This is a genomic window from Corynebacterium ihumii (assembly GCF_028609825.1).
Classification (GTDB): domain Bacteria; phylum Actinomycetota; class Actinomycetes; order Mycobacteriales; family Mycobacteriaceae; genus Corynebacterium; species Corynebacterium afermentans.
The window spans coordinates 1,152,395-1,171,204 of the sequence record NZ_CP063190.1; the positions used below are offsets into that span (position 1 = coordinate 1,152,395).

The 18,810-nt window shown below is 65.6% G+C and carries 18 protein-coding genes; 5 read left to right on the top strand and 13 right to left on the bottom strand.

Annotated elements, in window-relative coordinates; genetic code table 11:
• Positions 1-54 precede the first annotated feature (54 nt).
• Positions 55-930: a pyridoxal 5'-phosphate synthase lyase subunit PdxS gene (gene pdxS / locus CIHUM_RS05715; protein ID WP_101494234.1), complete on the bottom strand. Its 876-nt coding sequence runs from the start codon at positions 928-930 to the stop codon at positions 55-57.
• 58 nt (positions 931-988) lie between these two features.
• On the opposite strand from pdxS, the gene pdxR reads away from it, so the two are divergent.
• A complete protein-coding gene (gene pdxR, locus CIHUM_RS05720; RefSeq protein WP_262360371.1) occupies positions 989-2,371 on the top strand; it encodes a MocR-like pyridoxine biosynthesis transcription factor PdxR in 1,383 nt (460 codons plus the stop codon).
• Positions 2,372-2,390: 19 nt separating this feature from the next.
• Positions 2,391-3,413, top strand: coding sequence for an NAD(P)/FAD-dependent oxidoreductase (locus tag CIHUM_RS05725; RefSeq protein WP_081634426.1), 1,023 nt, complete (start codon positions 2,391-2,393; stop codon positions 3,411-3,413).
• An 18-nt stretch (positions 3,414-3,431) separates the two neighbouring features.
• Here the strand turns inward: CIHUM_RS05725 and arc are convergent, their stop codons facing one another.
• Genes arc through CIHUM_RS05740 form a run of 3 tightly spaced genes read right to left on the bottom strand, consistent with a single transcriptional unit; the run spans position 3,432 to position 7,042 of the window.
• Positions 3,432-4,952, bottom strand: coding sequence for a proteasome ATPase (gene arc, locus CIHUM_RS05730; RefSeq protein ID WP_081634425.1), 1,521 nt, complete (start codon positions 4,950-4,952; stop codon positions 3,432-3,434).
• Positions 4,953-4,981: 29 nt separating this feature from the next.
• Positions 4,982-5,815 (bottom strand): tRNA (adenine-N1)-methyltransferase, encoded by an 834-nt coding sequence (locus CIHUM_RS05735; protein ID WP_034999003.1) that lies wholly within the window; start codon positions 5,813-5,815, stop codon positions 4,982-4,984.
• 15 nt (positions 5,816-5,830) lie between these two features.
• The gene (locus CIHUM_RS05740) at positions 5,831-7,042 is read right to left on the bottom strand and encodes a M18 family aminopeptidase (RefSeq protein WP_034999000.1); all 1,212 of its coding nucleotides are present in this window, start codon (positions 7,040-7,042) and stop codon (positions 5,831-5,833) included.
• A gap of 26 nt (positions 7,043-7,068) precedes the next feature.
• On the opposite strand from CIHUM_RS05740, the gene CIHUM_RS05745 reads away from it, so the two are divergent.
• On the top strand, positions 7,069-7,944 hold the full coding sequence (locus tag CIHUM_RS05745) for a RecB family exonuclease (protein ID WP_051106424.1): 876 nt from the start codon (positions 7,069-7,071) through the stop codon (positions 7,942-7,944).
• Here CIHUM_RS05745 and CIHUM_RS05750 read toward each other — a convergent pair.
• The 7 genes from CIHUM_RS05750 to CIHUM_RS05780 all read right to left on the bottom strand — a co-directional run bounded on the left by CIHUM_RS05750 (position 7,941) and on the right by CIHUM_RS05780 (position 15,677).
• Positions 7,941-9,608, bottom strand: a complete 1,668-nt coding sequence (locus CIHUM_RS05750; RefSeq protein WP_034998998.1) for a formate--tetrahydrofolate ligase — start codon at positions 9,606-9,608, stop codon at positions 7,941-7,943. The genes CIHUM_RS05745 and CIHUM_RS05750 overlap by 4 nt on opposite strands.
• 5 nt (positions 9,609-9,613) lie before the next feature.
• Positions 9,614-10,924 (bottom strand): anaerobic C4-dicarboxylate transporter, encoded by a 1,311-nt coding sequence (locus tag CIHUM_RS05755; RefSeq protein WP_034998996.1) that lies wholly within the window; start codon positions 10,922-10,924, stop codon positions 9,614-9,616.
• 98 nt (positions 10,925-11,022) lie between these two features.
• Positions 11,023-12,462 (bottom strand): aspartate ammonia-lyase, encoded by a 1,440-nt coding sequence (aspA, locus tag CIHUM_RS05760; protein WP_034998994.1) that lies wholly within the window; start codon positions 12,460-12,462, stop codon positions 11,023-11,025.
• Between the two features lie 54 nt (positions 12,463-12,516).
• On the bottom strand, positions 12,517-13,185 hold the full coding sequence (locus CIHUM_RS05765) for an HAD family hydrolase (protein WP_262360370.1): 669 nt from the start codon (positions 13,183-13,185) through the stop codon (positions 12,517-12,519).
• The gene (locus tag CIHUM_RS05770) at positions 13,178-13,576 is read right to left on the bottom strand and encodes a hypothetical protein (protein ID WP_034998990.1); all 399 of its coding nucleotides are present in this window, start codon (positions 13,574-13,576) and stop codon (positions 13,178-13,180) included. Before CIHUM_RS05770 ends, CIHUM_RS05765 begins: the two co-directional genes overlap by 8 nt.
• 24 nt (positions 13,577-13,600) lie before the next feature.
• Complete coding sequence (mshC, locus tag CIHUM_RS05775) at positions 13,601-14,815, bottom strand: cysteine--1-D-myo-inosityl 2-amino-2-deoxy-alpha-D-glucopyranoside ligase (protein WP_034998989.1); 1,215 nt, start codon at positions 14,813-14,815, stop codon at positions 13,601-13,603.
• Between the two features lie 16 nt (positions 14,816-14,831).
• Positions 14,832-15,677, bottom strand: coding sequence for an undecaprenyl-diphosphate phosphatase (locus CIHUM_RS05780; RefSeq protein WP_034998987.1), 846 nt, complete (start codon positions 15,675-15,677; stop codon positions 14,832-14,834).
• Positions 15,678-15,747: 70 nt separating this feature from the next.
• Between CIHUM_RS05780 and CIHUM_RS05785 the strand changes: the two genes are divergently transcribed.
• Both CIHUM_RS05785 and CIHUM_RS05790 read left to right on the top strand, forming a co-directional pair.
• On the top strand, positions 15,748-16,800 hold the full coding sequence (locus CIHUM_RS05785; RefSeq protein WP_034998986.1) for a YncE family protein: 1,053 nt from the start codon (positions 15,748-15,750) through the stop codon (positions 16,798-16,800).
• Between the two features lie 12 nt (positions 16,801-16,812).
• Complete coding sequence (locus tag CIHUM_RS05790; protein WP_034998985.1) at positions 16,813-17,892, top strand: quinone-dependent dihydroorotate dehydrogenase; 1,080 nt, start codon at positions 16,813-16,815, stop codon at positions 17,890-17,892.
• Here CIHUM_RS05790 and CIHUM_RS05795 read toward each other — a convergent pair.
• Positions 17,889-18,245, bottom strand: a complete 357-nt coding sequence (locus CIHUM_RS05795; protein ID WP_034998984.1) for a hypothetical protein — start codon at positions 18,243-18,245, stop codon at positions 17,889-17,891. The genes CIHUM_RS05790 and CIHUM_RS05795 overlap by 4 nt on opposite strands.
• Before the next feature lie 10 nt (positions 18,246-18,255).
• Positions 18,256-18,789: a YbhB/YbcL family Raf kinase inhibitor-like protein gene (locus CIHUM_RS05800; RefSeq protein WP_034998982.1), complete on the bottom strand. Its 534-nt coding sequence runs from the start codon at positions 18,787-18,789 to the stop codon at positions 18,256-18,258.
• Between the last annotated feature and the right edge of the window lie 21 nt (positions 18,790-18,810).

Sequence of the window (18,810 nt, forward strand, 5' to 3'; positions counted from 1 at the left end):
CGCCTCTCGGGGACTAACGAGGTGCAGGTAACGAGCTTTACGCGTTTCTCGGCCCTACCAGCCGCGCTCGGCCAGGCGGTGCGGCGCGGGAAGGTCTGCGACGTTGATGCCGACCATCGCCTCGCCCAGGCCGCGGGACGCCTCGGTGACCACCGCGATGTCGTTGAAGTTCTTCGTGGCCTTCACCACGGCCTTCGCGCGGGCCTCCGGGTTGCCGGACTTGAAGATGCCAGAGCCGACGAAGACACCGTCCGCGCCGAGCTCCATCATGAACGCGGCGTCCGCCGGGGTGGACACGCCGCCGGCGACGAGCAGCGGTACCGGCAGCTTGCCGTTTTCCGCCACCTGGGCCACCAACTGGTACGGAGCCTGCAGCTCCTTGGCCGCGACGTAGAGCTCATCGCGGTTGTTCGCCCAGATCGCCTGCAGCGCTGCGATCTCGCTGGTGATCTTGCGGATGTGCTTGGTGGCCTCAGAGACGTCACCGGTGCCGGCCTCGCCCTTGGAGCGGATCATGGACGCGCCCTCGTTGATGCGGCGCAGCGCCTCGCCGAGGTTGGTCGCGCCGCAGACGAACGGCACGGAAAAGCCCCGCTTGTCGATGTGGTTGACGTAGTCGGCGGGGCTGAGCACCTCGGATTCGTCGATGTAGTCCACGCCCAGGTGCTCGAGGATCTTCGCCTCCACCACGTGGCCGATGCGGGCCTTGGCCATCACCGGGATGTCGACGGTGTCGATGATGCCCTCGATGAGATCCGGGTCAGACATGCGGGCCACACCACCCTGGGCGCGGATATCGGCAGGCACGCGCTCCAGCGCCATGACGGCGGACGCGCCTGCATCCTCGGCGATCTTGGCCTGCTCGGGCGTGACCACGTCCATGATCACGCCGCCGATGAATTTCTGGTTCAACTGTTCTGCATCAGACATACCGCTTAGTCTGCCCCGCCAACTGGTAGATTCCAAGTGCCAGTTCCATTTAGTTTCTTTGGACCAGTTGATGCTGCTGCACATCTCCCGCGACCACCCAACGCCCATCCCCGCGCAGATCGCCGCGGGCATTCGCGACGCCGTTGCCACAGGCGCGCTTTCGCCTAACGACGCCATCCCGTCCACCCGCGCCCTCGCCGAACAAATCGGCGTCTCCCGCGGCAGCGTGGTGACCGCCTACGACCAGCTCGAGGGCGAGGGCTACCTTCTGACCAGCCAGGGCGCACCGACGCGGATCCACCCGGACCTCACCGTCGCCACGCCTCTGCCCGAGCCCATCGCCGACACGCCTGACCGCACAACCCCGAAGGCCCGAATCTCCCTAAAGCCCTCGCCCGGCAGCGCGGGCACGATCCGCCCTGCAACGTGGCGAAAGGCGTGGCGCGAGGCCGCCGCGGAACCCGGCAACACCGTGGACAAGTCCGGCGAGCCCGAGCTGCGCCACGCCGTGGCCGAGCACCTCCGCCTCGCCCGAAGCATGCGCGTGTCCCCGGACCAGATCGTGGCCACCGGCGGCTCACGCGAGGGGCTCATGTGCATCCTGACTGCTCTCGGCCCTAACCTGCGGGTCGGCGTGGAAGACCCCGGGCATCCTGGCCTGCGTCGCGTGATCCCGCTTGCCGGCCACGAGGTCGTGGAATGCGTAACTGACTCCGACGGCATAGTGGTCAACGAACTCCCCGACTCCCTCGACGCCTTGCTGGTCACCCCGTCGCACCTTTACCCTTTCGGCGGCGCTATGCCCGCCGCCCGCCGTGTGGAGTTGCTCGAGTGGGCCGCGCGCACCAGCACCGTGGTAATCGAGGACGACTTCAACACTGAACTGCGCTACCGTATCTCCCCGCAGCCGGCGCTGTCCTCGCTTGCCACCCGCGCGGACGTGCTCACCCTCGGCACGTTTTCAACGCTGCTGTCGCGAGAGCTCGCTGCGGGGTACGTCGTAGCCTCGCCTGCAACTACCGAGTTGCTACGCGAAGTCCGCAGCGTGCTCGGCATGCCGGTTTCTTCCGTGACGCAGCGGGCGATCGCGCACCTGCTTAACGACGGCGTCGCCCGCCGCGCCTCCCGCGCCGTCCATCGAGGGCTGGCGCAGCGCCGCGAAGTTCTAAACGAGCAGCTTGTCCCACTGTTCAAGGGCGCCCGACTCGCACCCGGCGACGGCGCGGACCTCACGGTTCGTTTCGGCACCCGAGAAGAGCGCGACGAGTTTGAAACGCGTCTGCTTGAGGCCGGCATCGCGTCCGGGCACGAATCCACCTTGTGGACCAACAGCGGCGACGGTTTGGTGCTGAGCTTTGCACACCTCAGCGCCGGCGATTTCGATGTCGCTGTCGACACAGTTGCTCAGACGCTCGCTACCCTGGGCAGAGCCCAGACGTGAAGCGAAAGAGGGAACGGATATGGACGAGACCAGCTACCTACTGAACTCACCTGCAAATGCACGGGCGCTGCGCGAGCGTCTCGTTCGTCTTGAAGGCAACGTCGCCGAGAGCAAGGAACTCGCATCCGACGCAACAAGCTTTGCGAGTCAACACTTTGACGTCGTTGTCGTCGGTGGCGGATTCGCCGGGACCGCGGCAGCGATCAATCTCGCGCGAGCGAACAGGAAGGTATGCCTCGTGGACGCGGGTACGCCTAGGAACCGCAATAGTGAGCACATGCACGGCGTGATCGGTCTCGACGCAGCGAATCCCTCCGCACTGCTTGCCCGCGGCCACGCCGAGTTCGTGTCGTACGAGGGCCTTCTCATCGATGGACGCGTAGAAGCCCTGGAGCACCTGGACACGGGTGATTGGTTGGTGAAGCTTGCGTCAGGCGAGGCATCCACGGCTTCGCAAGTGCTGGTTGCAACCGGAATCACGGATGTGCTTCCCGAAGTGCCTGGGTTGAGCGAGATGTGGGGAACCCGTGTCTTTCACTGCCCCTACTGCCACGGCTACGAAGTCAACGGCAAGAACCTCGGTGTCGTAGGAGGCAAGAACCCGGGGTTCACCACCAGGATCGCAACGCTGCTGACCAAGTGGGCCTCCAGCGTCACGCTTTACGCCAACGGGATGGACCTGAGCCCAGAACAGCGCGAACGCCTTGAACAATGCGGGGTAGCTCTCGTCGTCGATGACGTATTGCGAGTTTCACCAGCCACTGACGACGACCACGCCGTCGAGATCACCACTGGCTCAGAGTCGGTTCATTATGAAGCCTGCTTCACTGGTCCGGAGTTCAAGCCGAACGACGAACTCCTCCGGGGAGCTGGCTGCAGTGTTGCAGATGGCTGGGTCCAGGTGGAAGGAGGAAAGACCTCACAGCCTGGACTGTGGGCGGTCGGCAACGTAGTTAGCTCGCCGGATCAGGTCTCTCAAGCGCTTGGATCGGGTGCCGCCGTGGCTATCGCCATCGACCAGCATCTCTTCGACCAGAACTAGACGACGGAAAGCGATCCGCTACCCGATGACCTCCGCGGCGACGACGCGCTTGCCGTGGCGACCAGTGATCCGCGCCCACTCGTCCGGGTTGGCGGTGTTCGGCATGTCCTCGCTCTCGTCCTGCTCGGCGCGGACAGCCTGGCGCAGGTGCTCCTCGGTCAGGCCCGCGGTAGATACGCCGGAGAGGTGGTCCTTGATGGCCAGCTTCTTGGCGCGGTCCACCACGTTGGCGATCATCGCGCCGGAGACGAAGTGGTGGTAGTGCAGGGTTTCGGCGGAGCCGTCGACAAGCTCTAAGCGCACATAGGGGCGCGGGGCGAACATGGCGTCGGCGGTGGCGTCGATAAGCACCTCGCGCGGGGACGCAAGTGGGACCTCGTCGGTGATGTAGCGGGCGAGGATGTCCTTGGCTTCGTCTTTGTTGGGGCGCGAGACGCGGATTTTGATGTCCAGGCGGCCTGGGCGCAGGATGGCCGGGTCGATGAGTTCCTCGCGGTTGGTCGCGCCGATGACGATGACGTTGGCGATGTCCTCCACGCCGTCGATCTCGGTGAGCAGCTGCGGCACCACCGTGGTCTCCATGTCGGAGGACACGCCGGAGCCGCGGGTGCGGAAGATGGACTCCATCTCGTCGAAAAAGACGATCACCGGGTTGCCTCCGGCGGCCAGTTCTCGGGCGCGCTCGAAGATCAGGCGGATGCGGCGCTCGGTTTCGCCGACAAATTTGTTCAGCAGCTCAGGGCCCTTGACGTTGATAAAGTGCGCCTGTCCCCCGTCGCCGATGCGCTGCGACAGCGAATTCGCCACCGCCTTGGCGATGAGCGTCTTGCCGCAGCCGGGCGGGCCGTACAGCAAAAGCCCCTTCGGCGGGCGCAGGTCGTAGGCCTGGTAAAGCTCCGGGTGGGAAAACGGCAGCTCCACGGAATCCTGGATCGTCTCGATCTGGGAGCTCAAACCACCGATGTCGGCGTAGGTGACGTCCGGGATCTCGTCCAGGGACAGCTGGTTGACCTCGGTCTTCGCGATACGCTCAAACGCGTAGCCGGCAGAGGCGTTGACCAGCACCGTGTCGCCGGCGCGGGCGGATTCGCGCAGCGGCCCGGCGAGCATGACGATCGATTCGGCGCCCTGCTGGTCCGTCACAATCGCTCGGTCCGCGCCGACGCGCTCGACCATGGTGGCCAACTGACCGGTGGGGTCGAACCCGCAGGTCTCCACCACGATCGTGCCTTCGCCCAGCCGCACGAGCGTGCCGGGAACCAGCTTGGAGGGATCCACCAGCGGCGAGACCTTCAGCCGCATGCGCCGGCCGGTAGTGTGCACCTCCGCCTCCCCGTCGCGCGGGGCGGGTGCGAGGTAAATCCCGTACGTCGATGCCGGCTCGTTGAGCTCCTCGACCTTCGCGTACAAGTCGTTGAGCTTGTCGCGGCTGACTTTCAGCAGCTCAGCGAGCTTCTCGTTGCGCGACCCGAGATCGCGGTTCTTGCGCTTGAGTTCACGCAGCTCCGGTCCGAAGGCATCGTCGTGGATTTCAGGCATGCGTTCGAGCCTACATAGGAGCGGGCTGCCTATCGACGAGCTTTGCGCTGCGGCCGCGGCGGCGTCACCCCGTCGGCAAGCCTGCGGGTCCACACGAGGAATGCCGTGTGCGCGTTCATGCGGTGCTCCGGGCGCGTGGCAAGGCCATCCACCTTCCACTCGCGCAGCAGGGTTTCCCACGCGCGCGGCTCGGTGAAGCACTTCGCCTCGCGGATAGCCTCCATGATGTTCATCAACTGCGGCACGGTGGCCACGTACGTCATGAACACACCACCGGGGATGAGGACGTTTTTCACCGTGGCGATGAAGTGCCACGGCTCCACCATGTCCAAGATGACGCGGTCGACCTGGCCGTCCAAGTCTTCCGGGGTGACCTCGCCGAAGTCGCCGAGACGCGGGGTCCACCACTCGGGCTCGCCGCCGAAGTAATCGGCGACGTTGTCTTTGGCGAACGCCAGGTGGTCGTCGCGGATCTCGTAGGAGTAGACGTGGCCTTCCGGGCCCACGGCGCGCAGCAGCGACATGGTTAGCGCGCCGGAGCCGGCGCCCGCCTCGAGCACGCGGGCGCCCATGAAGATGTCGCCCTCGACCAGGATCTGGGCGGCGTCTTTCGGGTAGATCACCGCGGCGCCGCGGGGCATGGACAGCACGTGGTCCACCAGCAGGTGGCGGAAGCACAGGTAATCGGAGCCGAGTGTTGACTTCACCACGGTTCCTTCATCGGCGCCGATGATGTCGTCGTGGCTGACTATGCCCTTGTGCGAGTGGAACTGCCCGCCCTCTTTCAGTTCGATGGTGAAGTGGCGGCGCTTCGCGTCGGTGAGCTGCACCTTGTCGCCTGGCTGGAACGGTCCCGAATACATGGCGGTAAGTATGCCTTACTGCGCCACCGCATAAAAAGCCGTCAGCGCGCGCACGAAGTAGTCCATGTCGTCCACACCGCACAGCTCGCGCGCGGAGTGCATGGACAAAAGCGGCACGCCGACGTCCACCGTGGGAAGGCCCAAGCGCGTCGCCGAAATCGGGCCGATGGTGGATCCGCACGGCACGGCGTTGTTACCCACGAACGTCTGGTGCGGCACACCCGCCGCGCGGCAGGCCAGGATCCATTCCGTCTCCGTGGCGGCGTTGGAGGCATAGCGCTGGTTCGCGTTGATCTTGAGCACCGGGCCCTTGTTCACCAGCGGGTGGTGGGTGGGGTCGTGCTTGCCCGGGTAGTTCGGGTGCACAGCGTGGGCCGCGTCGGCGGAGACCTGGATGGAATTTGCAATGATCTCGGCCGGGTCGCCGAAGCCCGCCGCAACCTTGGCCAGCACCCGCTCCAGCAGCGGGCCGCCGGCGCCCGCGGTGGATGCGGAACCGACCTCCTCGTGGTTGAAAGCCGCAAGCACCAGGATGTCCTCGGCGTCGTCCTTCGCCGCCAGCATTGCCTCAAGGGACGCCCACACGCTGGTCAGGTTGTCCAGGCGGCCGGCGGCCAGCAGGTCGCCTAAAACCTCGCCGCGCTGCGCGTCCGCGGTGATCAACTCGTGCGCCACAATGTCCTCGGCGTTAAGCCCCGCAGACTTTGCCGCTAGCTCCAGCAGCGGTCGGTCCACGCCCAGGATTGGCTGGGTGTGCACCTGGCGGTCGATCTCCGGCATCTCGCCGCGGTAGAGGTGGATGGCCAGGTTGGGCACTCGCGCGACCGGGCCGGTGTTGACCAGGTGCTCGGTGCGGTCCGCGGTGACCACACGGCCCGCAAACATCAGGTCGCGGTCGAACCAGCTGGCCAGAATCGGCCCGCCGTAGACCTCCACCGCAGCCTGGCGGAAGCCCTCGCGCACCACGTCAGGGTCCGGCTTGGCCATCAGTCCCGGCGAATCTGTGTGGGAGCCGACCACCCTGAACCGTGGGCGGGCTTTTTCGGGCACCCACCAGGCGACCACAGCGCCGTCGCGCTCAATGAGGTGGCCGCCGGGGGCGTGTGCGCCGTCGTCAAGCGAAATGCTCCGTGTAAACCCCGCGGCCTGAAGCCTTTCGGCGACGGCCGCGCTCGCATGGAACGCGGAGGGGCTTTGGGCGATGAAATCGATGAACGGCTGTGTCATGGCTCCACTCTATGATGTTGGGCACCATGTCTGATGCCAGCACTCCCCCACGCCCAATTGCCATCTCACCGTCGCGCGCCTCCGACTACAAACGCTGCCCGCTGCAGTACAGGCTGCGCGCCATTGACAAGATCCCGGAACCGTCCACGGAGGCGCAGGTCAAAGGCACACTGGTGCACGCCGTGCTGGAAGAAATGTTCGCCTGGCCCCGCGAGGAACGCACGTACCCGGCGGCGGTCAAACGGCTCAAGCCGAACTGGGAGAAGATGCGCGAAGCCGACCCCGCTTGCGCCGAGCCGGTCGCGGACGAGTACCAGTTGCTTGTCGACGCCCGCACGTTGCTGCGCGGCTACTTCACCATGGAAAACCCCCTGGGTTTCGATGCGCAAGCCCAAGAGTTGCCGGTGGACTTCACGCTGCCCAACGGGGTACCGGTGCGCGGGTTCATCGACCGTGTGGACATTGCTCCCACCGGCGAGGTGCGCGTGGTCGACTACAAAACCGGCAAAAAGCCGCTGCCCCGCTACTCCCAGGACGCGCAGTTCCAGATGCGCTTCTACGCGCTGGTGTACTGGCGCATGTTCGGGGTAGTGCCCACGCAGCTGAAGCTGATGTATCTGAAGGTGATGGACTCGATGATCCTCGCCCCGTCACGCGAGGAACTGGAGTACTTCGAACGAGACCTAGCGGAGCTGTGGTTCAAGATCGAGGCCGACGGCAAGGCCGGCACGTTCCGCCCGCAGCAGTCTAAGCTGTGCGGATGGTGCGCCTTCCAGCACCTGTGCCCGGTCTTCGGCGGCACTCCCCCTGAATACCCCGGGTGGCCGGGGTCGCGGGCGGAGGCACGTAGCGACGGCGGCGCCTCCGACGGCGCCGCGCCCGGGGATGGGACTGAGGCCTAGAACAGGCCGGAAACCACGCCGTCGGCGTCGACGTCGATGTTGTTGGCGGCCGGCTGCTTGGGCAGGCCCGGCATGGTCATCACGTCGCCGGTGAGCACGAGCACAAAACCGGCGCCGGTGCGCGGAACGATGTTGCGCACGTGCAGCGTGTGGCCCTCCGGTGCGCCGAGCTGTGTCGGGTCGTCCGAGAAGGAGTACTGCGTCTTGGAGATGCACACCGGCAGGTTGTCAAAGCCGTTGTCCTTGAGGGTCTGCAGGTCCTTCCGCGCTGCGGCGGAGTACTGCACGTCGGCGGCGCGGTAGATCTCCTTCGCGATCGTCTCGATGGACGCCTCCACACCTTCGGCGGGGTCGTAGAGCGGGTGCGAAGTGCCCTCGGTGAGGTTGTCCAGCAGGGTCTGTGCAAGCTCGAGCGCGCCGTCGCCGCCCTTCGCCCACACATCCGCCTCAGCCAGCGCGATGTCCTTGGCCTGCGCCCAGTTCTTCAGGAATTCGAGCTCGGCCTCGGAATCCGTGGCGAAGCGATTGAGCGCAACCACAGGGGTCACACCGAACTTGCGAACGTTTTCCACGTGGCGCTCAAGGTTGACAATTCCTTCCTCCAGAGCACCGACGTTCTCCGCCGACAGGTCCGCCTTGGCCACGCCCGCGTTGTATTTGATGGAGCGGATCGTGGCCACAATGACGGCACCGGCGACATCGAGGTCCCCGTAGCGCGCCTTAATGTCGAAGAACTTCTCCGCGCCCAGGTCGGAGCCGAAGCCGGCCTCCGTGAGCACGATGTCCGCGTACTGCTGGGCGGTGCGGGTGGCGATCAGGGTGTTGCAGCCGTGGGCGATGTTGGCAAACGGGCCGCCGTGGATGAACGCCGGCGTCCCGCCGAGAGTCTGCACCAGGTTCGGGTTGACCGCATCCTTGAGCAGCGCGGCCATCGCGCCCTGGGCACCGAGGTCGCCGGCTGTGATCGGCTTCTTGTCATAGGTCAGCCCGATGGTGATGTTGGCCAGGCGCTGCTTCAGATCCTCCAGGTCCGTGGCCAGACCCAGAATCGCCATGATCTCGGAGGCGGCGGTGATGGTGAAGCCGGTCTCCGCCGGCACGCCGTGGGCCGGCCCGCCCAGGCCGGTGACGACGTTGCGCAGCGCGCGGTCGTTGACATCCACACAGCGCTGCCAGGTCACACGGCGCGGATCGATGTTGAGCGCGTTGCCCTGGTGGATGTGGTTGTCAATGAGCGCGGCCAGCGTGTTGTTGGCACTGGTGATCGCGTGGAAATCGCCGGTGAAGTGCAGGTTGATCTGTTCCATCGGGACCACCTGGGAGTAACCGCCGCCGGCGGCGCCGCCCTTGATGCCCATCACGGGGCCGAGCGACGGCTCACGCAGGGCCACCATGGCGTTCTTGCCCAGCTTCGCCAGCGCGTCCGTCAGACCGATCAGCGTAGTGGACTTGCCCTCGCCCGCAGGGGTTGGCGAAACACCGGTGACCACGACGAGCTTGCCGGGGGCGTTCCCCGGGCTCTGGGTGATGTCCACCTTGGCCATGTGCTTGCCGTACGGGATCAGCGCATCGTCGGACACCCCAGCCTTCTCAGCGATCTCCGCATTCGGAGCGAGTGTGTGGGCCTGAGCAATTTCGACGTCAGTCAACGGTTGTGCAGTCATGCACCTCACACTACAACGGCACCAATGGCATAACCCAGAATTACGCTGACAAAGATGCACACCACACCCGGAACAAGGAACGGGTGGTTAAACACGTATTTACCGATGCGGGTGGAGCCGGTGTCGTCCATCTCCACCGCGGCGAGCAACGTCGGGTACGTCGGCAGCACGAACAGCGCCGAGACTGCGGGGAAGGCGGCGAGCGCAGTCAGCGGGCTCACACCGATCGCAAGCGCCGCCGGAATGAGCGCCTTCGCCGTCGCCGCTTGGGAGTACAGCAGCGATGCGGCGATGAAAAGCACGACCGCGAGCAGCCACGGCTGTGCAGTGAGCACGTCGCCGGCGATGTTTTGGATGTCCTCGATGTAGTAGTTGATAAACGTCGTGCCCAGCCAGGCCACACCGAGCACGCACACGCAGGCGGACATGCCGGAACGGAATACCTGCGTGTTCAGGATCTCCGCTGCCGTCGTGCGGGTGACCAGGACGATGGTTGCCGCGGCTCCGAGCATGATGGCCATGATCGCCTCGTTGCGCGGGATGGTCGGGTTGGCAATGAGCCCCACCTGATCAGAGATCAGCGTGGCGTAGACCATCACAACCACAATTGCGGCGAGGAAGATGCCCACCGAGGCCTTTGCTCCCTGGGGCGGGACGTAGTGCTCGCGCGATGCCGGCTGCGCAACGAGGCCTTCGGACACCCGCTTGCGGTAGACCGGATCATCCTCGAGATCCGCGCCCGATGTGTTGGCGATCCAGGCCATGGGGAAAATTGCCAAGAACGTCGCGGGGATCATCACCGCCAGCAGCTGGAGGTATCCCACCCCGAGCGGCTCGAGTACGGAGGCCATGAACACCACCGCGGCGGAAATCGGCGAGGCGACGATAGCCATCTGCGAGGCGATCACGGCCGCCGACAGCGGACGCGAGGGCCGCACCTTGCCTTCCTTGGCCACCTCCACGATGACGGGCATGGTGGAAAAGGCGGTGTGGCCGGTGCCGGCGAGCACCGTCATCAGCCACGTGACAATTGGGGCGTAGACCGTGATGCGCTTCGGGTTGCGGCGCAGGAAACGCTCTGCCAAATCCACCAGGTAGTCCATGCCGCCGGCGAGCTGCATCGCGGAGATAGCGGCGATAACGCACATGATGATGCCGATGACATCGAACGGGATAGCCTCCGCGCTGACTGGCATCCCGGTGGCGCCCAGCAGCAGCACGCCGAGCCCGCCGGCGAAGCCGATGGCGATAGATCCCATCCGCGCTCCCACCACAATCGCTCCGAGGAGGATGATGATGTGGACGGCAAGTAACACGACGGGCTCCTTCAGACAGTTATTAGGTCATCCCATTATCTGTCCGGAGGAGCCCGAAACGGAAATGCAGCCGATGTGATGTTGGCTACGCGGCTCGGCTACCCTTCCAAGCTCGGCTCGTCGTCGACGTAGAGCTTGCCCCGGTACTCGGGGTGCATGAGGTTTTCCTTGCTCAGCAGCTTCTTCAGGTCCTCTTCCTCGATGAGGCCCTTCTCCAGCACGAGGTCGTAGACACTCTTGCCGGTTTCCGCCGCCTCGCGGCCGATGAGGTCGCCGTTGTGGTGGCCGATCACCGGGTTGAGGTAGGTGATAATCCCGATGGAGTTGGTCACGTACGCCTCGCACACATCCTGGTTGGCAGTGATGCCGGTGACGCACTTCTCGCGCAGGGTCTTCGCTGCATTGGCGAGCAGGCGGATGGACTCGAACAGGGATTGACCGATGACCGGCTCCATCACGTTGAGCTGGAGCTGCCCCGCCTCGGAGGCCATGGAGATGGTCACGTCGTTGCCGAAGACCTTGAAGCAGACCTGGTTGACCACTTCGGGGATCACCGGGTTGACCTTCGCCGGCATGATCGAGGACCCCGCCTGCCTCTCCGGCAGGTTGATTTCGTTCAGACCGGCGCGCGGGCCGGACGACAGCAGGCGCAGGTCGTTGCAGATCTTCGACAGCTTCATCGCGGCTCGCTTGATAGCGCTGTGCATCATCACGTAACCGCCCGTGTCGGAGGTGGCCTCGATCAGGTCCGGCGACGCTTGGATGTCCAGGCCGGTGACCTCGCGCAGTGCTGAGACCACCTGGTCACGGTAGCCGCTCGGGGTGTTGATGCCGGTGCCAATGGCGGTGGCACCCAGGTTGACCTCCAGCAGCGAGTCGGCCGCGCCGCTAATAGTGCGCTGCTCCTCAGCGAGGTTGGCGCCGAATGCGGTGAATTCCTGGCCCAGGGTCATCGGGACGGCGTCCTGCAGCTGGGTGCGGCCCATCTTGATGATGTCGGCGAACTCGTCGCCCTTCGCACGCAGTGCCTTCTGCAGCTCGTCGAGCTCCTCCAACAGCCCCTGCACCGCGTAGTACACGCCGAGGCGGAAACCGGTCGGGTACGCGTCGTTAGTGGACTGCGACATGTTGACGTCGTCGTTCGGGTTGATCACCGAGTAGTCGCCCTTATCGCGGCCGATCAACTCGAGCGCGAGGTTGGCCACCACTTCGTTGGTGTTCATATTCAGTGACGTGCCCGCGCCGCCCTGGAAAACGTCGATCGGGAACTGGTCCATGCACACGCCCTCGTCCAGGATCTTGTCGCAGGCCGCCATGATTGCCTCGGATTTGTCCTTCGGCAGGGCGTGCAGGCGGCGGTTAGCCATCGCGGTGGCTTTCTTCACCTGCACCATGCCGCGAATGAACTCCGGCACGTCGTTGACGGTGCTCCCGGAGATCTGGAAATTGTCCCTGGCGCGCTGGGCGTGGATGCCGTAGTAGACGTCAGCGGGGACCTCGGCGGTGCCGAGGAGGTCTTCTTCAGTACGAGTGCTCATGAGCGCCACTATACGTAGCAAGAAGCTTCTCGACGGGCGCTGCGTACCCCCGTTTTATGCCTGTCGAGCTGCAGAAAACCAATCGTCCACGTCACTGGCGCCCGAGCCGACAAAATTGTCCGGAGCGAACTTCAACACACCGGCGGGAACCTCATCGGCAAGGCCCAGCACCGCGCAGCCGGCGGCGGCACCTGCGGACATGCCGTGCCAAGAGTCCTCCACCACGAGACACTCCCCCGGTTCTGCGCCCGCGCGGCGGGCGGCCTCGAGGTACATGTCCGGCGCCGGTTTGGAGCGCTTCACCTCGTCGCCGGTAATGGTGCCGGCGAAAAACTCACGGCCGATCGCGTCGATGCACGGATCAGCCAGCACCCGCTCCGTGTTGGTGCACACGAACATCGGCGTGCCCCGCCGCGCGAGCGACTCGAGCACTCCTCCGATGCCGGGGTTGAGCTCGATGCCGGTGGCGAACAGCTCGCGCATGCGGTCGAACATCCAGGTGCGGTAGCGCTCCAGGTCGCCGTCTCGAAGCTCGTAGCCCGCCCACTCGGCCACCACGTTCAAGGTGTTGGGGAAGCTGCCGCCGATGGTCTTGGCGCGCACCTCGGGGGTCAGCGGGCGTCCCAGTAGCTCGCCGAGCTCGTAGGTGGCCTTGCCCCACAGCGGTTCCGTGTCGATAAGTGTGCCGTCCATGTCCCAGAGGACGGCGGCCGGCCTACTCAAGTTCCGGCAGCTCGTTGAGCGCCTCGTCCGTGGCACCGGTCGCGGCCGCGGCACGGAACACCAAGGTCTCGATGTCGGCCTTCTCCTCCGGCTCGAGCACCGCGTTGGCGTGCTTCTCGTTGAATTCCTCGAGGTTGTCGTAGAACGGCGCCACGACCTTGACCAGCGCGTCGCCCTCAGGGTCGTCGCCGAGCAAGTCGAGTGCGTCCAGGAACATCTCCAGGAGCTTTTTCAGATCCGGCAGCACTGCCGGGTCGAAGGGCTCTTCCCACAGGTCCTTGTCCTCGTCCTGGAGGTAGGAGCCGGTGGCGAAGGTGGTTAGGTCGTCGATGAATTCGTCTACCTCGGGCTGAAACTGGGCCCGAATCGAGTTGTCCGCAGCTGCGCTCATGCGCCCCATTGTGCGCGAGACGAGCTAAATGCGCACGCCGAGCAGCCCGTCGAGGGCGGTGGCGATGATCTGGTTGTGGTCGCCGGCCACGCCGTCGAGAAGCGAAAGTGCCTCGGGGGTGTTGAGATCGTCGGCGAGAATCGCGCGAAGCTTGTGGACGACTTCCGTCGCCTCCGCCTCACTGACCTCCTCCGAAAGCTGCTCTCGCCAACGCGCGAGACGCTCTTCTGCCTCGGCGAGGATCGCGTCGGAGAAGTCCCGGTCCTCGCGGTAGTGGCCCGCAAAGACGGCCAGGCGGATCGCCGACGGGTCGTGGCCCGCCTCCGAGAGCTTGTGCACGAACACGAGGTTGCCCAGGGACTTGGACATCTTCACCCCGTCGAGGGCGATCATGCCGGCGTGGACGTAGTGGCCAGCCATGCGGTCGACCTCCAGCGCCGCCTCAGCGTGCGCCGCGGAAAATTCGTGGTGCGGAAACGCCAGGTCGGATCCGCCGCCCTGGATGGAGAAGTGCCCGCCCAGACGGTTGGTCGCAATCGCGGAGCACTCCACGTGCCAGCCCGGCCGGCCCGGCCCGAACGGCGAATCCCAGGCGGGCTCGCCCTCGCGGTGGCCGCGCCACACCAGCGCGTCCAACGGGTCGCGCTTGCCTTCGCGGTCTGGATCGCCGCCGCGCTCAGCGAAGTACTCCTCCATGGTCGCACGGTCCAGGTTGGACTCGTAGCCGAACTGCTTGGTGGCCTCGATGGAGGCGTAGATGTCGCCGTGGTCGAGCTCGTAGGCGGCGCCGGCGTCGAGAAGCTGCTGGACCATCGCGATCACCTCGTCGACTGACTCCATCGCGCCGATGTAGTCGCGCGGCGGGATCACGGACAGGATCTCCATGTCGCTGCGGAACAGGTCGATCTGGCTGGTGCCGAGTTCGCGCCAGTCCACACCGTCGCGTTCAGCGCGCTCGAACAGCGGATCGTCCACGTCGGTGATGTTTTGCACGTAGTGGACCTTGTGGCCGTTGGCCATGAGTTGGCGCTGCGCCAGATCGAAAGTGAGGTAGGTTGCGGCGTGGCCGAGGTGGGTGGAGTCGTACGGCGTGATGCCGCAGACGTACATCCCCACCTCCCCGTTCGCGTCCGGGGTGGTGTCTACTTCCTTGACGCGCTGATCGGCGGTGTCGTAGAGCTTCAGCGCCACCGGGGTGCCGGCGACTGCGGGTACGGACGGGTCGGGCCATGCATGCATGCGCACAACCCTACAACTACGCGGCCATGACGCCAGTGCCGAGCAGCGCCATGACGAGTAGGCCCAGCGGAATGCGGTAGGCGGCGAACCACGCGAACGAGTGGTTGGACACGAACTTCAGCAGCCAGGCAATCGAGATGTAGCCGACCACGAAGCCGATGCCGGAGCCGACGAGCAGCTGCAGACCGCTCGCCGCCTGACCCGCCTGAGGGTCGAAGGCGTCCGGCAGGGAGAACAGCCCGGAGGCCAGCACGGCGGGAATGGCAAGCAGGAAGGAAAAACGGGTGGCAACCTCGCGGTCGACGTTGAGCAAGAGGCCGCCGGAGATGGTGCCGCCGGAGCGCGACACACCCGGGATGAGCGCCAGGCACTGCCACAGACCCATCACAACCGCGTCCTTCATGGTCAGGTCTTCGAACCCGCGAGTTTTCTTGCCGCGGCGCTCGGCCAGGATGAACACCAACGAGAACAGGATCAGCACGGTGGCGGTGATCCAGAGGTTGCGGAAGTTCTCGCGGATTAAATCCTTGAGCAGCACGCCCGCGATGCCGACCGGGATGGTGCCGGCGATGACCATCCAGCCCATGCGGTAATCGAAATTCCTCTTGGACTTGTCCGCCAGGCCGGCGAACCAGGCGGTGAGGATGCGCCAGATGTCTTTGGCAAAAAACACCAGCACGGCCAGCTCAGTGCCCAGCTGGATCACGGCGGTGAAGCTGGCTCCGGCGTCTTCGCCCCAAAACAGTTGGGAGACGATGCGCAGGTGGCCCGAGGAAGACACTGGTAGAAACTCGGTGAGGCCCTGGACGATGGACAGGACGATCACCTGGGCCCAGGACATTGTGGTGGCGGGATCAGTCATGGCGAAAGACACTACCCCGCCCGCTTAGCCATCGCGGTACGCGACGGGCGCGTTGCTAGGCTTTGACCTTGTGAATGCTCGTTTGTTTGCCCCCAGTTCCCGCCTCCGCTTCGCCGCAGTTTCCGGTGCCGTCGCGGCAGCCCTGGCCTTGAGCGCCTGCGGCGCGTCTCCCTCCGCCAAGATCGAGGAAGCCGGCGGTGAGGCGGCCGCGAACATGGGCAGCGCTGAGCCTGTGCAGTCCCCGCAATCTTCGGGCCCGGCGGGCACCGTGGTGGATTTCGAGCCGGTGCGCGATGTGGACGTCACGAACGGCCGCATCGGCGTGCGCACGGACAACGCGCTGACCATCGGCACGCTGGAAGAGATCCAGCAGGGCAAGGCCGCCCGCCACGAGCTGGATGCCTCCTGCGGAGAGGCTTCTGCCAACGCCGGCACCTTCGCGCTTGCCTGCGCAGGCGAGATCAAGCTTTTCGGCGACCGGGAGGAGACTATTGCCACGGAGAAGCCGGTCACGGTGGCCACGGTGGCGTCGACAGGCGAGGTGCTCGCAGGCAGCGACACTGAGCGCAAGGTGTGGGTCTTCGACGGCGACGAGCTGAAGGACACCATCGATGTCGCGCGCGAGACCGACCAGCTTGAGGCGGTGCAAGTGGACGGCCAGCGCGACTCCGTGGTGCGCACCAACCGCTTCGACACCACCATTCAGGACATCGACTGGAACGGCTCGCGCCAAGGCGGCACCCTGCGCGTGGGCCTAGGCGTGAGCAAGGTGCGCGGCGGCGAGCACGGCCTGGTGCTGGCCGCGGACTCCAACGGCAACCAGATCCACGTCTACACCACCGACGACATCATCCGCCTCCAGCAATCCGCACCGGTGCCGGAGGCTCCCTGGGACGCCGCGTGGGACCCAGCGCAGCGCCTCGCGTGGGTCAGCTCGCTTGCCAGCAACACGGCCACCGGTTACGACATCTCCCAAGGCGTTCCGGTGAAACGCAAGCACTTCGCCACCGTCGCCGATGCCCAGAGCATCATTACGCTTGACGACGGCACCGTGGTCGCCGCCTCCGCATCCGGCGACGGCATCCAGATCGTCTCCCCCGCCGACCAGACAGAGAGCAAATAGGAGATACCACCCATGACGCTCTACGACCGCGCACTCAAGCTCATGTTCCTGTTGCCGCCGGAGCGCATCCACGGCATCATCAGCGGCGCACTACAGACGCTGCACCTGGCCACCCCGGTCAACCGAGTGATGGAAAAGGCCGTGCGCGTGCACGACCCGGTGCTGCGCCAGACCGTTTTCGGCGTGGACTTCCCCGCCCCGCTGGGCCTGGCGGCCGGCTTCGATAAGAACGCCGAGGCGATCGACGCTTGGGGCGCGGTCGGCTTCGGCTACGCCGAGATGGGCACCGTGACCCCGAAGTCCCAGCCGGGCAACCCCACACCGCGCTTGTTCCGCTTGCCGGAAGACAAAGCGATTTTGAACCGCATGGGCTTCAACAACAAGGGCGCGCTCATGGTCGCCGACAACCTCCGCGCGCGTCGCTCCCGCGACGTGGTGGGCATCAACATCGGTAAGAACAAGACGTCCGAAGACGCCGTGGCGGATTACCGCGCCACCGCGACGCTGCTCGGCGGGCTGGCGGATTACCTGGTGGTCAACGTCTCATCCCCCAACACCCCGGGTCTGCGCGACCTGCAGGCGGTTAAGGAGCTGCGCCCGATCTTGGAGGTGGTAAAGAAGTCCACCACCACCCCGGTGCTGGTGAAGATCGCCCCGGATCTTTCCGACGAAGACATCGACGCCGTGGCTGACCTCGCCGTGGAGCTGGACCTTGCCGGCATCGTGGCCACCAACACCACCATCTCCCGCGACGGGCTGAACACTCCCGCTTCCAGGGTGGAGAAGATGGGCGCGGGCGGGATCAGCGGTGCCCCGTTGGAGAAGCGTTCGCTCGAGGTGCTCAAGCGCCTCAACGAGCGCGTGGGCGACAAGCTGGTGCTGGTCAGCGTTGGCGGCATCTCCACACCGGAGCAGGCGTGGGAGCGCATCGCCGCGGGCGCGAGCCTGCTGCAGGGCTACACTCCGTTCATCTACGGCGGGCTGGGCTGGATCCGCGGCATCCACCGCGGGATCGCCGCGCAGATTAAAGCCCACGGCCTGGACTCGATCGAGCAGGCCGTGGGCAGCGGGCTAGAGTGGAAAGCGCTTTAAGCGTGACCGGCTGCGCTGCGGCGCAGCACCACCGCGCACAGCCCAGCGGCGAGCGCCCAGCCGATCAGCCAGAACGGTGTGGTCGCCATCAGCTGGGTGTCCGGCGCGATGAACCCGAGCCCGATGAGCACTACGGCTGCGATAAGTGCACCCACCTGGGTGCGCGAGCCTTCCTGTTTGGTGTTGTAGGTGGCAAAGGCGCCGACGATAGCCACCGCAGCGATGACGGAGAGCACCTGCGGGGTAATCGGGAACGTGGCGTCGCCTCGGAGCAGCGCCAGCACGGCGTAGAGCACTAACACGAGTGCGATGCCCAAAAACGCGCCGCCGACGCGAAGTTGCACTGGAACCATTCGGCGAATCTTACTGGTTTTCGTACCAGCCCCAGATGATGGCGCGGCCGAGCGAGTGGAAGTTCAGGTTGAAGCCGAGCTGGGTGGGGTTGGCAATCTCGTCCGCGGGCAGCTCCATGTCCACCGCGTGCACGGCGAAGAGGTAGCGGTGCGGGCCGTGGCCTGCCGGCGGATTGGCGCCGTAGTAGCCCTTAACGCCGCTGTCGCCGGTGAGCACCACTGCACCGACGCCGAGACCCTCCTTCGCACCTGCTCCGGCGGGCAGCTCGGTGACGTCCGCGGGGATGTTGAAAGCGGACCAGTGCCAGAAACCTGACGCAGTCGGTGCGTCCGGGTCGAAACAGGTCACCGCGAAGGTCTTGGTGCCCTCCGGGGCGCCGGACCAGGACAGCTGCGGGCTGGTCGCGTTGTCGCCGGCTAGTGCGTCGGCAAGACGCTCGCCGTCGACGATGTCCTCGGAGACGATGTCGAAGGACGGCACGTCCGTCAGCGGCGCGTACGGGTCGGGGCCGGGGAAACGGTCGGATACATAGTTGGCAGTCATGTCCCCATTCCTACCGGAGAG

Excerpts from the sequence above, each read along its gene's own strand:
- CIHUM_RS05750 (WP_034998998.1), bottom strand. The coding sequence starts at position 9,608 with ATGACTGCACAACCGTTGACTGACGTCGAAATTGCTCAGGCCCACACA.
- mshC (WP_034998989.1), bottom strand. The coding sequence starts at position 14,815 with ATGCATGCATGGCCCGACCCGTCCGTACCCGCAGTCGCCGGCACCCCG.
- arc (WP_081634425.1), bottom strand. The coding sequence starts at position 4,952 with ATGCCTGAAATCCACGACGATGCCTTCGGACCGGAGCTGCGTGAACTC.
- CIHUM_RS05790 (WP_034998985.1), top strand. The coding sequence starts at position 16,813 with ATGACGCTCTACGACCGCGCACTCAAGCTCATGTTCCTGTTGCCGCCG.
- CIHUM_RS05770 (WP_034998990.1), bottom strand. The coding sequence starts at position 13,576 with ATGAGCGCAGCTGCGGACAACTCGATTCGGGCCCAGTTTCAGCCCGAG.
- CIHUM_RS05735 (WP_034999003.1), bottom strand. The coding sequence starts at position 5,815 with ATGTATTCGGGACCGTTCCAGCCAGGCGACAAGGTGCAGCTCACCGAC.
- CIHUM_RS05725 (WP_081634426.1), top strand. The coding sequence starts at position 2,391 with ATGGACGAGACCAGCTACCTACTGAACTCACCTGCAAATGCACGGGCG.
- CIHUM_RS05780 (WP_034998987.1), bottom strand. The coding sequence starts at position 15,677 with ATGACTGATCCCGCCACCACAATGTCCTGGGCCCAGGTGATCGTCCTG.
- CIHUM_RS05800 (WP_034998982.1), bottom strand. The coding sequence starts at position 18,789 with ATGACTGCCAACTATGTATCCGACCGTTTCCCCGGCCCCGACCCGTAC.
- aspA (WP_034998994.1), bottom strand. The coding sequence starts at position 12,462 with ATGAGCACTCGTACTGAAGAAGACCTCCTCGGCACCGCCGAGGTCCCC.
- CIHUM_RS05745 (WP_051106424.1), top strand. The coding sequence starts at position 7,069 with ATGTCTGATGCCAGCACTCCCCCACGCCCAATTGCCATCTCACCGTCG.
- pdxS (WP_101494234.1), bottom strand. The coding sequence starts at position 930 with ATGTCTGATGCAGAACAGTTGAACCAGAAATTCATCGGCGGCGTGATC.
- CIHUM_RS05740 (WP_034999000.1), bottom strand. The coding sequence starts at position 7,042 with ATGACACAGCCGTTCATCGATTTCATCGCCCAAAGCCCCTCCGCGTTC.
- CIHUM_RS05795 (WP_034998984.1), bottom strand. The coding sequence starts at position 18,245 with ATGGTTCCAGTGCAACTTCGCGTCGGCGGCGCGTTTTTGGGCATCGCA.